This window comes from Rhodococcus sp. 14-2470-1a (genome assembly GCF_002259425.1).
Classification (GTDB): domain Bacteria; phylum Actinomycetota; class Actinomycetes; order Mycobacteriales; family Mycobacteriaceae; genus Rhodococcoides; species Rhodococcoides fascians_E.
Genome location: NZ_NPFZ01000065.1, coordinates 1 through 12,655 on the forward strand (window position 1 = coordinate 1; position 12,655 = coordinate 12,655).

The 12,655-nt window shown below is 62.8% G+C and carries 11 protein-coding genes; 4 read left to right on the forward strand and 7 right to left on the reverse strand.

Translation table 11 applies throughout. The features are described 5' to 3' along the window. Positions 1 to 123: 123 nt before the first annotated feature. Positions 124 to 612 carry a hypothetical protein gene (locus tag CH292_RS27615; protein ID WP_032406428.1) on the reverse strand — a complete coding sequence of 163 codons (489 nt, stop codon included), beginning with the start codon at positions 610 to 612 and terminating at the stop codon, positions 124 to 126. 100 nt (positions 613 to 712) lie between these two features. After that, positions 713 to 2,569: a hypothetical protein gene (locus CH292_RS27620; protein ID WP_052060495.1), complete on the reverse strand. Its 1,857-nt coding sequence runs from the start codon at positions 2,567 to 2,569 to the stop codon at positions 713 to 715. A gap of 768 nt (positions 2,570 to 3,337) precedes the next feature. Between CH292_RS27620 and CH292_RS27630 the strand changes: the two genes are divergently transcribed. Continuing rightward, the gene (locus CH292_RS27630) at positions 3,338 to 4,021 is read left to right on the forward strand and encodes a class I SAM-dependent methyltransferase (RefSeq protein WP_032406426.1); all 684 of its coding nucleotides are present in this window, start codon (positions 3,338 to 3,340) and stop codon (positions 4,019 to 4,021) included. 31 nt (positions 4,022 to 4,052) lie between these two features. Here the strand turns inward: CH292_RS27630 and CH292_RS27635 are convergent, their stop codons facing one another. The 5 genes from CH292_RS27635 to CH292_RS29695 all read right to left on the reverse strand — a co-directional run bounded on the left by CH292_RS27635 (position 4,053) and on the right by CH292_RS29695 (position 7,693). Beyond that, the gene (locus CH292_RS27635) at positions 4,053 to 5,246 is read right to left on the reverse strand and encodes an MAB_1171c family putative transporter (RefSeq protein WP_306437492.1); all 1,194 of its coding nucleotides are present in this window, start codon (positions 5,244 to 5,246) and stop codon (positions 4,053 to 4,055) included. Continuing rightward, positions 5,243 to 5,758, reverse strand: a complete 516-nt coding sequence (locus tag CH292_RS27640; protein ID WP_072692217.1) for a hypothetical protein — start codon at positions 5,756 to 5,758, stop codon at positions 5,243 to 5,245. Before CH292_RS27640 ends, CH292_RS27635 begins: the two co-directional genes overlap by 4 nt. A 48-nt stretch (positions 5,759 to 5,806) precedes the next feature. Further along, positions 5,807 to 6,250: a hypothetical protein gene (locus CH292_RS27645; RefSeq protein ID WP_032406424.1), complete on the reverse strand. Its 444-nt coding sequence runs from the start codon at positions 6,248 to 6,250 to the stop codon at positions 5,807 to 5,809. An 18-nt stretch (positions 6,251 to 6,268) separates the two neighbouring features. Further along, positions 6,269 to 6,916: a hypothetical protein gene (locus CH292_RS27650; protein ID WP_052060493.1), complete on the reverse strand. Its 648-nt coding sequence runs from the start codon at positions 6,914 to 6,916 to the stop codon at positions 6,269 to 6,271. Positions 6,917 to 7,249: 333 nt separating this feature from the next. Beyond that, positions 7,250 to 7,693: a helix-turn-helix transcriptional regulator gene (locus tag CH292_RS29695; RefSeq protein WP_032406423.1), complete on the reverse strand. Its 444-nt coding sequence runs from the start codon at positions 7,691 to 7,693 to the stop codon at positions 7,250 to 7,252. A gap of 1,049 nt (positions 7,694 to 8,742) precedes the next feature. On the opposite strand from CH292_RS29695, the gene CH292_RS29145 reads away from it, so the two are divergent. Genes CH292_RS29145 through CH292_RS27680 form a run of 3 tightly spaced genes read left to right on the forward strand, consistent with a single transcriptional unit; the run spans position 8,743 to position 12,643 of the window. Beyond that, on the forward strand, positions 8,743 to 10,014 hold the full coding sequence (locus tag CH292_RS29145) for a hypothetical protein (protein ID WP_155290478.1): 1,272 nt from the start codon (positions 8,743 to 8,745) through the stop codon (positions 10,012 to 10,014). Positions 10,015 to 10,073: 59 nt separating this feature from the next. Then, the gene (locus CH292_RS27675) at positions 10,074 to 10,904 is read left to right on the forward strand and encodes a hypothetical protein (RefSeq protein WP_052060491.1); all 831 of its coding nucleotides are present in this window, start codon (positions 10,074 to 10,076) and stop codon (positions 10,902 to 10,904) included. Continuing rightward, a complete protein-coding gene (locus tag CH292_RS27680; protein WP_094656321.1) occupies positions 10,904 to 12,643 on the forward strand; it encodes a cutinase family protein in 1,740 nt (579 codons plus the stop codon). Before CH292_RS27675 ends, CH292_RS27680 begins: the two co-directional genes overlap by 1 nt. Positions 12,644 to 12,655 lie beyond the last annotated feature (12 nt).

Here is a 12,655-nt window from a genome sequence, read left to right on the forward strand (position 1 = left end):
GTTGACCCGCGACCCCTCCTTTGCACTTCGGCAGACCCGTGTCCTCGGGCCCCCCCCCCCCCCCCGCTCTTCCGCCACTACGGCCAACCGCACTGAACTCCGCGGCGCGTTTGAATGGGTCATTTACACGCCCGCCTCACCGTCAGAGTTCTCGTTGCTTGCTGCGAGGCCGGCGATCATGTCCGTGGCCTCTGCTTCTGATGGCCAGTCTTCGGGGCCGGCGACAACGGGGAACAGATCTTCGAGGCGGGAATTGAACAGACTCGTTTTGAGCAACTCGACAGCCCGATTGATCACGGTTTCTTCGATGTGGTCGACGTGCACTGCCAGCCAGCCTCGTATCCCATCCGGGCCATTAGTCGCGGGGCCGAAGAGGCCTGTGAGCGCTTCGGGTCTGTACCCGTTCTCACTGACCAGTTGCACGGCTGTTAGCCAATCGTCGCTCGGCTCAGACACCCACACTTTGTGGTCGTACCGCATGTCCGCCTCGCTTGTTCGGCGGAAGCGCTCGTCGATAGGCAGATCCTTGGCGTCGTCAGGAGTGCGCAAGCTCCAGCTCGTAGCTTCTCCGCGTGCGATTTCTTCTTCCGTAGCGTCTCGGTAATAGCCCATAGGCAGATGGTATCGAGAGGCTCGCTATATCGAATCTCGTTGTATGCGCCCTGGTGAGACGCCTCAAATGCGTCGGAGATCTACCTCCGACGTACGGCGTTCACCCTGCCACGATCACGGCACCTAGTTGGTCGCTAACAAGCTCGATCGCTTCCAGTTCCGGGTCTCTTCTGGGTGGGCCCGCTGACATCCTGGCTGCCCAGAGCTCCTCGACGTCGTCGCCGAGTGGGGGAGCGGGATACATCGCTGGCAACCAGCTGCTTTTTGCGCCCACGTTGGCAGTGAGCCCCGTTTGCGGCTCGAAACGTCGCTCAAGCCAGACCTGCCACAGAAGCCTTTCAGCTCGGTGACGAACGATACGGTCGGCCGCGATGGTTCCTAGTCCGTGAGCGGCCGCTACGTCGTCCAGCGTGCGGCGTCCTAGGGTCAGCTTTGCGCTATCCCGTTCGATGAGCCCGGCGGTCATCAGATCCGCGAGGATTGCGTACCCGTTGGAGGGCCTGAGCTTGGCGGCAGCGAATGTGTCGTCGACGTTGGTGGCGAGCCCGGCCTCGACCAGCTCGTACAGTGCTCGGCCGCGAAGGCCCAACACACTCCAGGCCGGGTGTATCGGTTCAACCCGTGCTCGGTCGATATCCGACCGTCTAGGCCCGTTCGTCGTCGCTGCTGTGGTCAAGGCGTAGCGATCCGCCTCTCGACCTGCACCGCGTGCAACCAGCAGCAGGGGAGAGCCTGGGGTCTCTCGGAGCAATCTGAGCGCACTCCACACGGTCGATTCCGACATCAGTCCCGCTGCGTGCGAGAGGCTTCGACCGCCAACTGCGACTACCGGCACTCCCTCGACCAGTTCGCCGGCCAAAGCGGACGTGTATGCGAGAGCCTGGACTACTGCGAGTAAGACCGGTCGTTGGCGGGTACCGAGAAATTCTGCGTCGATCCACAGCTTCGCGTGCGCAAGCCACTGTCTACGAACTCGATCTTTCAGGAAGGAACCATCCCCCCCTGTGTATCTGTTCTTGTGCGTGAGTTCGTGGAGTGGCCGCACGATCGTCGCCGCCCAGCTCAGGGCTTTGTCCACGTCTCGTTGCAATGCTGCGACCGAATGGGTTCCGTACTTGTCGATGTAGGCGCGACGTAGCCCGGCCCACTTCGTGGTGGCGATCGCTTTCTCGATGTCCGCAGCGCTGGCACCACGAAGGACTGCGTGGCTGATGACGGACTGGCGTGCTTCCGACGGGGATTCCCAGAGGGCTTTGTGGGCTCTGGTGAACTTGCCGGTGGCCGCGTACGTCGCGACGGCCTCTGGCACGGGCGTGTTGCGGTGGAAACGCGGGTCCAGGCGTCGATCGCGTCCGACACCGACGAGGCGCTCGTCCTGGGTCAGGGAGGCGGCGACAGCCGCAGTGGGAGTTCGATGTCGAGGAGTGGTTGCACCGCCCAGCAGAGCGATCAGTCGTGCGACGACGCCGCGATCGGACCGAACGGTGAAGGCGTCGATCGCGGCGTCGAGAGTGCCGTCGAGGAGTCGGTAGCCACCCTCTCGACAGGGTGAGCCAGGGGGAGTGATGCATCCCCAGTCCGCGTTGAGCATCGGAGTGGCGTCCAGGGTGACCAGGCGGGCAGTGAGCAGCTGCATCACAATTTTAATGTCGTCGACGCGCAGAGGGATGTCGGTGGCCATGGGCACCAGGACGTGGCGGCCACCGCTCGTAGAGCGGTCGGTGACGGTGCGCGCGCCGCATTCGTGGAGCCATCCCAAGGCACGTTCGACATCAACGTCGACTTGCTCTGGCGTGTGGTGTTTTGCGTCGAAGTCCAGCGCTAGCAGGCTCGTGCGGCCGCGCGCATAGATCGGCAGCGCGGCCGGCACGGACGGTAGGTGCTTCGTCAGACTCCGCGACGTATCGAACTTGCCGCTAGCGGCACTCCACACCCGCATGGACCGACGCGCGGTCATTAATGGAGACAGTCGTCTCCAAATGTGGTCGGGCGTCGACATCGTCGACCCGACACGAGCATCAGTTCTTGAACCTTCATCAGGGCGCGAGGTACCCTGAGACAAGACCAGCAATAGTCTGTCCCTTCCAGGGGAATGCAGTACCGGAACGAAGATTGGCTCTCCGTTTCACCTCGGGCCCTCGACCTGCCAGTCGGGGGCTCGATTTTTTCGGTCTGCACTTGATGTGCAAATGGGGGCAGAGGCTAACCGTCCTCAAACCCGCCTCATTTTGTCCTTGCTATGCGGTTAGGGGCATCACCTCTTGGTTCAGTTCGCGTACCAGGTCGGGGCGTCCGTGAACCACTGCGAGCAGATCCGCAAGGTACTGCGACGTAGACGTGCAGCCCGCCTCAAGTGCTCGCCGTTCGATCAGGTCACCAACCTCCACAGGGATGCGAGTTGCGTACATACGCCTCGACCCCTTGCTCTGCATGGCCATCGCTGACACCTTTCCCGGACGCCAATCCATCCCCGGATTCTGTAACAGATTGCGCCCAGCGGCGGTTTGACACGCCGTGAAGCTGTAACAAGATTCGGGCATTGGCTTGCAAGAGCAATTCACTTACGCCCCAGTGGCCCGATGGAAGAGCGCTAGCCGTAGCACTCCGCCTCAACTCCTGGGCCGATCCGCCTAAGCGAACAAGCAAACAGATGAGGCAGACTCTTAGACCGCGTGGTAGCCACGCGGGGGAATGGCTCACACACTCCGAAAGGAACATCGGCTCGATGACATCTGACTCGACCCAAGCAGGGGCGGCTCCATACAGCAGCAATCTGTTCTTGAATGTGTACGACCTCTGGGTCATGCGACTATCGAACAGCTACGCCTGGCGCTGCAACCGACAGAATTTCCTTGACCTGTATAACGGACGCATCGGGCAGCGACACCTTGAGGTCGGCCCCGGCTCAGGCTGGCTACTCGCCAACGCGCAGCTACCCCAGGACGTCGATCTCACACTCACTGATCTCAGTCCGAATTCACTCCAGCACACATCATCTCGACTTCATATCCCCACAACGTCGATCGAGCACGATGTGCTCGAACCGTTCGACGACACCATCGGAAAGTTCGACTCAATTTCGATCAACTATGTGTTGCACTGCCTACCAGGCGATTGGTCGACCAAAGATGCGGCGTTCGATAACCTCGCTGCCCTACTGAAGCCTCAGGGCGTGCTGTTCGGATCGACCGTGATCGGAGTTGACCAGCGGTACACCCTATTCGGCAAGGCACTGATGACGGCGTACAACAAGATCGGTGCGTTCGGAAATTGGCACGACGATCTGCCGGGCTTGGAAAAAGCGCTCGACATCCGATTCAAGCAGGTAGAGGTCAACATGGTGGGGAACGTAGCGCTGTTTGTCGCCAGGGATCCACGCGGCCTGGAGCGTGAAAACCGAGGCGAATGAGGCGAGCTGGTTCAAGCACTAGAGACGCCCGTTAGGGCCGTACTGTCTGCTGTTGGCGTAGTTTGCGCCAAGCCCTGGCCACGTGGACCAGTTCATCGCTCGTCGCGGTGAGGTCGTAGGCCCCCGATCGCTGCGCCAGCAACATCAAAAGGTCGTAGCGTTCGGGGGGTGTTTGCCCCGACACCTTGGCGACATAAGCCTTTTCGAGCTCGGCGGCGATCCTTTCGGCCTTGAGTTCCGTCGAAGGTGTGTCGTTCGATGGGCTTGCGTTCCATTTGCTGAGTCGGCGTGCAGCATCGTGAATCTCAATAATTCTGCGGTGTAGTTTCCTCGCGGCGTCGGGGAGCTCCTCGTCACGGTCCGCTTCATCGAAACTGTCTGTTTCTGGTCTCGCCTCAGGCCGTCTGACCTCCGGAAACAGATCTGTCATGTCGCGCCAAAGAAGCTCAATCTCTTTCAGATTCTTACTGATTCGATCCTGCCCTAGCTTCGCCCGCAGTACTGCCGCAACCGGAACCGCACCCATGATTAACGATCCAGCGACCGCGAGGAAGTAAGTCAGGGCCTTCACATGCATCTCAGGGTCAGCCGACCCAGAACCTGTCAGGACCTCTTGGAGCGTGAGAATCGGGGTGCTTACACCAACGACCGCGAGCCCGAGCGCAATCACTATCGCCAAGCTGTAGAGGGCCTTCTCCCGCACTGCGGTATCGGGGTGCCGGGCTTCTCGGAGAAAGATCCGCATGACAGCGACGGCGACATACAGGATGGGGGCGTAGAAGGCGGTCCACAAGACAACCGCTGGCCACCCCAAGTACTGATCGACCAGCTCACCGGCCTTCCGTGATGGTGTGCCGGCTACCAAGATGACAGCGCTGAGCGCCAGACCGATCGCGTCGTAGACCCGTTGCCGCTTCCATACGGTGGAAGGGTCAGCCCCGATCCACAATCGGGACATGCCGTAGATAGCCATCACGATCATGACAATGCAACAGAAGGTGAGCTGCTGGAATAGTGCGACGTCGCCGAGCGGTTTGGGCAGGTGCCTGATCGCATCCTGAACCGCTCGTTCTCGAAGAACCAAGCCGAACCATCCGATGATCAGCGAGCGCGTAGTGAGCCGATCGATGAACGACGAGTTCAGCCAAGCGACGCGCACTACCAAAGTCAGTGCCATTAGTACGATGATTGGCCACGAGATCCAGGCCGGGACGGGGGACGTCATTTCGCTCTGAAGAATGTTGATCGCAGGGGCGACTGGCGGCGATTCCGGTTGACCATTGCCTCGACCATGATGCGGTCTGCGAAGGACTCGGCAGCGACCTCCTGGTCGTCCTCGAAACTGTCGCGGCCCAGCGCAATTTCGATCGTCCGCTCCGGTATGTGCGGCAACAACACCCTGAGCATCGCCTTGCTGTGCTGCGATTCAGGCAGTCCAGTATGAGATAGCACCATATGCCCGACCTCATGACTGATCACCTGATCTGCTTGATACTCAGCCACGTCCGACCCGTACACGATGAAGTCGTCTTGCTTGCGTGCAACCCATAAGCCGCAAAGCGTCCCGGTCAGGCCTACACGGCTCAGGAGTGCCGACTCAACTGGCCATAGAACAATCGGCCGGTTGCGCTCTTCCGCGACAAGGTCGATAAATCTACGACGCGACCACGGCTCGTCTGACGGCATGTTCTCTGCGATACGCCGTACAGCCGAACGAATTTGACTCTCCTGGCTCACGGGTCCCGACTCCCTCCGACCTTTGTTACTTAAAAACAACGAACGCCGCTACACGTTACTCCTGGTACCGCCTGCATCAGTTTCTCTGCGTTCTTGCTGCTCAGGAAGCTGTTGAAGGATGTTCATGAGGTCGTCGGCGCTCATTTCGCCTCCGTCACGCATCGCGAGCAGCTGGACCCCAGATTCACGGAGATGGATCAGTACCGACAGCTCGCGGTCGTAGCTCTCCGCAACCGCGTCCCACTTGTTCGCGAGAAAGGATGTCGGAGCCTCGAAGTAGGCGGCGAGAGCTTGGACGAGGTCGCTATCGACGAATCGCAGACCGGACTCGGCACGTAACGCCGCAATTTCCGTGTCGCGAACCAGCCGCTCCAGGGAGCTAGAAACCGCTTCGGCGACCGCGGCATTGCTGAGTTCCGGGTCGTCGGCCGTGTGAGTTGCCTCGAACAGTTTGTTGATTCTCAGGTGGAGAGGTGGGGTCGTCTTCGACATATCCATTTCCGTTCTTCGTCAGCGGGTTCGACTGTCTTTCAGCCGGCGTGAAAATCGCTTGGCTGTTGGTTGGTCTATGTCTATGGCATTGCCGTAAAGCCAACGCCGATACAGTTTTTCCTCGCGCTCCGGATCGTCGTCACTGACAGGAAGCTCCAGTAGCGCCGCAATGGCGGAATCGATTGCCTTGTTGTGCTGCCCGTGGTTGCGTTCCAGCGTCTCGGTGACGAAGGACCCGGCGATGGCCGAAACTGCAACATCGAGCTGGCCAAGGGCCGTCCTCAAGTCATCCAGACTTGATGTGCGGTTTTCCAGGCCGGCGACTTTCCCGTGAATGTCCCGCTGAGCAGCGAGCAGTTTAGTTAGAGGGTCGAGCCCGACGGCAATATTGCCCGTGCCGGACTTGTACGGTGCTCGGCCTAGAACAACTGGCTGGGCGCGTTCCCAATAGACATTCGCCGCGCTTCCCGGTTTCCAACTCAGTCCTGTATCGAACTTTCGCAAGGTACTCGGCCGCGGGTTACTGAGCTCTCCGCGCTCTGCCATCAACACGACGGGTTTTGTTGGGCCGCCGGCATCGCGCAACCCAACGATCGTGAGGTTCCGCTGCCTTCTGCGAGAGCTGACGCAGGTGGCAAACCAGAGGGGGTGTCCCGTTTGCGTCACTGAACCATCCTAAGGTCGAGGTCAATATGTGGTCAATAATCGAATTGCGGTAAAGAAACGCAGTTGGCCTAAATTGGCAGGTCAGCGCGGTGTGACTTATTCGAAATTGACTTCTACTTGCCCATCGCTCAGGGGGGCCATAGTGTTCCACGCGTGATGACGAAAGGCGACGCGCTCCGATCGGGCGTCGTGTTTCGTGGATCGACAAGACTCCAGCTGCGGAACGTCTCGCAGCCGGAAGGTGGCCGGCTCGTTACAGACGAGGTCGATCCCGTTCAGCTGCCACTGGACTGCACTGCATGCGACATGAAGGCCAGCTATCGAAGGCGATCGTCAGGGCAAGACGTCCGGCGGTCGATTCCTAACTCGATCAAAGGAGGCCACCACGCGCGACACCTCGAAACCAAGAGCACTCGCGATTTTCTGAGCCATTGCATCGGACAGCTTTACATGTCCGCGTTCGAGTGCGCCGATGTGCTGGGGGCTTACCTTGACTCGTCCAGCGAGGTCGCCCTGAGTGAGGCCTCGAGCTACTCGCAAGTCTCCGAGGTGTTCCTCGCTCGGATCCACGATCACCACGTCAGTCACAGCAGTATTCAGCACTGCGAGGCAGCGCGACAGCGCAGCAATGCCCGGATCGGCTTTCCCTTGCTCCCACTGGGAGTAGGTCGATGCACCGATGCCGCTTCGCCTGGCAACCTCCGCGCCACTGAGTCGCGCCCTCGCTCGGGCGTCCCGCAGGCGGCTCGGATCGAAGCCGCGGAGGCGGCGCTTCATCGCTGGTACTCCACGGTGACTCACAATGTCACCCGCCTATTCCTGGTAGCACATGATGCAGTGATTAAACAGATTGGTTACCACGGGTTGTTTAAACCGGACGCTCCAAGTAAGGTTTAGCACACGACCCGACCAAAGAAGAACCCCCGTGGTGCGCGTAGCTGATTGGCGTCCGCAAAGCGCATCCACGAGGGCCGACCCAGCAGACAGGGGTGCGACTTAGTCGCGTCCACATGGGCATTTACAGCCTATCGGACGTCGCCTAGGAGAGCGCCCCGGAAACGGAGCGCAACTGTGCTGTCGAGCAACTCAACCATCCTCGAAACACCCGCGGTGTCCGTGCGTAAGCAGCAGAGCCGGTGCGGCGCAGTGAACGACCGGGTTCTCGGTCTCGCCGTGTGCTCTCTTGGCTCCGCACCGCATTCCACTCACGCGCTTTTGTGCGAAGAGACTGGCGATCTCATGGGCGAGTGGACCGACGGTGATCCGACGTTCCGTGTACCCGTGGACGGTTCGACGACCATGTTCCGCGCCTGCCCTCTCAACTTCGGCGATGCGGCCTGATCTGGCCCTCAATCTCGATTGGGGTCATCTCTGACACCCAGTCGTGAGCTACAGGAGCTCCCCGACGCCCTGCAGCTCGACCGATGGACCGGCGCGAGGGTCGCGCAGTAAGCGCATTTCATCATGTTCGGTGCTGCGCGGCCCCGCCGGGACATCACCAGAATCCCGTAACCCCCTCTCAGAGAAAGGATTAGACAGGTGCCGTTCTTCCTTCAGTGGATTCTCTTTCTGAACTCCCTCTCATCGCAGTTCGCCTCCTGATGCCGAAAGCGAGTGGTGGTGTGGGTGATCGGACCCGCAAACCTTCGGCATCACCCGCACTCCCAATCGCACGTCGGCGGAGCTACGAGGTTAGAACCTGAATCACACTGCTGTTCAGCATGATTGGTTGACAACCAATCGAGGACGGGCCGAGAGCACCAGCTCCCTTCTTGGATCTACTCGCTGTAACCCAAACGCATTGTTCGTCAATGAAAGGTGAAGAAATGTTCAGATCGACTGGTAGTGGGGGTCGGCATCGGCGTACCTCGACGCGGATCGCCGCTGCATGCGCCATCCCCATTGCATTGTGCATCGCGTGCGCCGGTGTCGCTCAGGCTGCACCGGGTCAGCCGGGTGTGTCCGTTGCGCCGGGCCAGCAGCCCGGTGTGACCCAGCCCGCTCCGGCACCCGCCCCGCCCGCTCCCGAGGACTCGTACATCGCCGGCTACAGCCCGATCTACGACTACTCCGAGACGCGCACCGTCGACGACTACAACGCAGGTCGACAGCGGCCCTCCTACGACACCACCTACTACTCCGAACCGGTCGTCTACGAGAGCAGCCCGGCACCGATCCAGGGCCCCGGCATCAGCGATAGTCCCGAGACCGTCGCTCCCGCACCGGTACCGGCACCAGCGCCGGTGCCGACGGTCAAGCGGCCGACGATCGTGCCGATCGAGGTCGATGACGACTCCGTCCTGATCGGCGCGACCCCGTATCGAATCCCCGACGGCGTCGACCGTGTCTTCGCCCGCCAGGTCTCGAACACCTTCCAGGCCATCCAGGCAGACGGCGGAAACCTCCTCGTAGACAACGGCCTTGCGACCGCCCCGCGAGCTGACCGTATCGCCGCCGGTACCGCTGCCGGTGCCGTGACGGGCGGCCTTGTCGGACTCGGTGTCGGACTTGTCCCCGGCGCAGCGATCACCGCCGGCGGCGCGGCCATCGGTGCCGGACTCGGCGTGGCCGCAACCCCCGTCCTGACTCCGGCGATCGTCTGGGCCGGCCCGGTCGGCTACGTCTTCGTCCCCGGTGCAGCGGCACTCGCTGGAGCCGGTGTCGGAGCGGCGGTTTCGGCACCGATCGTCGCGGCGACCACCGCGGTCGGTGCTGCAGCCGGTGCTCTGATCGGCGGCGCGGCCGCCGGCGGCGAAGCGGCGACGATCGAGGAGCCTGCACCCGCTCCCGCTGTCGATGCGGCACCCGCACCGCCGGCCACCAGCCCAGTTCCGGTCACCCCGGCACCACTGGCGACGGAGGCGGGACCGGACCTGGTCGCTCAGACGAACACCGCCGTTCAGAATGCTGCTCCGGTCGTCGAAAAGGCCGTCAGCGACGCAGGCACGTGGGTTGCACCAGCCGCTAACGCGGCGGCGGGCTTCGCCTCGACGGTCGTCGAACAGCCCGCCGTCGCGGACGCGGTAGCCGCTGCGGGTCCGGCCCTCGCGCAGGCCAATGCGGCGTGGCAGGCCCTGACCACCAGCCAGCCCGTCTAGAGGAGCAGGCGTGCTCGGTGTTCCAGCGTTTCGTCGACCAGAAGGAGTGAGCAGCAGCCATGGCATCGCTGTCTGATCGCAGTCCCGGCACCTCCCGTCCAGGAAGCAAACCGTGGGAGCGAGCCACACTGACCGACACACCGAGCACGCCTGACCCGCGCACTCCGGCCGCTCCTCCGCGGCCGGCGAGCGAGGCCCCACCGGCACACACCAGCCGAGAGGCTGCGGTCGCAGGTCTTTCACCGAAGCCGGTGCCGAAACCGGTACCGCGTCCGATCCCGCAGAACAAGCGCGGCCGGCGCTCTCGGCTGGCGATTTGGGGCTCACTCGCCGCGGCCAGCCTGCTGCTGGGTGTGGCCATAGGTGCCGTGTCGTGGGTGTTGTCCCCCGACTCCAACGACCAGGCATCGTTCGCGGCCGGAATGTCGTCGATGCTCACCACCCCGGAGGCACCCGCGACCACAACCGAGCCGCCCACGTCCACCACCCCGGCCCCGGCCGCGCCGCCGCCGTGTGTCGAGTCCAGGACCAGTAGCGAAGTCACCGGTGCCGGACCGGGCGGGTTCGGTTCGGGCCCGGACGCGATCCTCGGCTTCGACTACGCCTACTACGTCAAGCGCAGCGGAGCCGCCGCGCGTGCGTTCACCACCCCCGACGCCGCAGTCGGCAGCCCAGAACTGTTGCAGAGCGCCGGAATCGACACCTTCCCGTCCGAGACCACGCACTGCCTGCGCATCACCCCGAGAGGCCCCGACGAATACACCGTCTACCTCACCCATGCCGTCCCGGGCGCAGAGCCGGTGACGTGGACCCAGATCGTACGAACACGAACCGACGGTGATCGGACCCTCATCACCTCGATCGTCGACATCACCGAAACGGAGAACTGATGAAGGCCAACCGATCCACCTACGTCGCGATGGCTCTACTGGGGTCCGTCGCGATCACAGTGAGCGCAGGGACCCAGGCTGCAGCGCAACCGACCACCACGCCCCCCGACACCACGTCCCCCTCGGCCGACTCCACCACCAACGCTCCGTGCGCGCTGCTGCACGTCGTCGTCACGCAGGGCACCACCGAGTCCACCGAAGGGTCCATGCCCAAGCAGGACTCGGGCACGCTGTCGGCGGCGATCCTTCCGGTCCTGGCCGAGTTCGGTGGAACCACCTCGGACAAGTTCGACCGCACCTACGTGCCGTACCCGGCCGACTACGGCTTCACCGGAACCTCGTACAAGGACTCGGCCGCGCGCGGAGTCGAGAACGCCTCGAAGATCATCGCCGACGAAGCCGCTCGCTGCCCGAACACCAAGTTCGGGCTGCTGGGGTACTCGCAGGGCGCGGGAGTTGCCTCGGAGCTGCTCCGGCTGATCGGCGCTGGCCAAGGTCCGATCCCGCCCGCACGGGTCGCGATGGGAATGCTCTACTCCGATCCCACTCGTAAGCAGGGCGACGGCATCTTCCCCGGTGCACCTTCCCAGGAACACCCCGCACCTGCACCCGGTACCCGCGGCGCGGAGGTGACCAAGCTCGAAACGCTGCCCACACCGCCGTCCGACGGAGGCGGCATCGCACCTCTCGCCGCGCAGACCCCGGCCTCGTTCGGGTCCCTGACCGGCCGAGTCGCATCGGCCTGCGCGAGCGGCGACATCGCCTGCGATACACCCGCCGACGCCCCGCTGGCCCGTCTGGTGACCAACGTCAGCGGCCAGATGAACCTCGACGCCCAAGATCCCATCGGGGTGCTGTGGTCGGCCGCGCAGGTCATGGGCACCACCGCGCTCAAGATGGGCGTCGACGTCGTCAACGAAGACATCACCAGCAGCGACGGCACCACCCGCGGCCTGGACTACCGGCCGGGAGATTCCCTGAGCAACCGCGCCGCCGATGCCTCCAACCCGACACACCAGGTCGATGCTTTCGCCGCGATCGACAAAGTCCTCGGCATCGGAATCAACACCGCAGTCACGTTCGCCAAAAAAGTCCTGACGATGGACAACATCGCGCAACTGGCCACCGTCGGCCTGACCAATCCGCCGGCAGCCCTGGCGTTACTGGGAGCCAAAGCAGCCGAGGCTGCTCTGCAGCTGGTTCCGGCGAACATCACCGACAAGACGACCACGGCCGTGTCGAAGATCGTGCAGAACGAACTCACAGACAACAAGGGCCTGATCAAGATGGCCACCGACGTCAAGTACTGGGCGGTGCGCGCCAATCACGAGTCCTACCAACGTGATGCGGTCACACCGTCGGGCGGAACCTGGCTGAGCTTCGCCTCGGACTGGATCACCGCGCTGGTCAAGGATCTCGAAAGCGGATCGACCGCCCCCGCTGCGGACAAGGACGCCTTCGCACGAACCGTTCCCGTCGACGGGCAGGGCTCCTACCAAGGCCTTCCCGGTCTTCAGTTCCAGGTCGGCGCACAACCGGCCTCGACCTCCACCGCCTTCGATCCCTGGGCCGAGTCCTCGTCGACGCTGACGACGCCGACCTACACCCCGCAGACGGCCACCGACGCCGACAGCACGAGTACTGCGACCACGTCGTCGGCCCCATCGGGCGATGCGTTCCCGATGGAGTTCCCCGCTGCCGCTCCCGACGACTCCTCGTGGCTGACCCCGTCCAACTGATGGCGACCCCAG

What these genes read in the sequence shown, in the direction of transcription:
- CH292_RS27675 (WP_052060491.1), top strand. Translation starts at nt 10,074, where the DNA reads ATGGCATCGCTGTCTGATCGCAGTCCCGGCACCTCCCGTCCAGGAAGC.
- CH292_RS27680 (WP_094656321.1), top strand. Translation starts at nt 10,904, where the DNA reads ATGAAGGCCAACCGATCCACCTACGTCGCGATGGCTCTACTGGGGTCC.
- CH292_RS27630 (WP_032406426.1), top strand. Translation starts at nt 3,338, where the DNA reads ATGACATCTGACTCGACCCAAGCAGGGGCGGCTCCATACAGCAGCAAT.
- CH292_RS29695 (WP_032406423.1), bottom strand. Translation starts at nt 7,693, where the DNA reads ATGAAGCGCCGCCTCCGCGGCTTCGATCCGAGCCGCCTGCGGGACGCC.
- CH292_RS27620 (WP_052060495.1), bottom strand. Translation starts at nt 2,569, where the DNA reads ATGACCGCGCGTCGGTCCATGCGGGTGTGGAGTGCCGCTAGCGGCAAG.
- CH292_RS27615 (WP_032406428.1), bottom strand. Translation starts at nt 612, where the DNA reads ATGGGCTATTACCGAGACGCTACGGAAGAAGAAATCGCACGCGGAGAA.
- CH292_RS29145 (WP_155290478.1), top strand. Translation starts at nt 8,743, where the DNA reads ATGTTCAGATCGACTGGTAGTGGGGGTCGGCATCGGCGTACCTCGACG.
- CH292_RS27635 (WP_306437492.1), bottom strand. Translation starts at nt 5,246, where the DNA reads ATGACGTCCCCCGTCCCGGCCTGGATCTCGTGGCCAATCATCGTACTA.
- CH292_RS27645 (WP_032406424.1), bottom strand. Translation starts at nt 6,250, where the DNA reads ATGTCGAAGACGACCCCACCTCTCCACCTGAGAATCAACAAACTGTTC.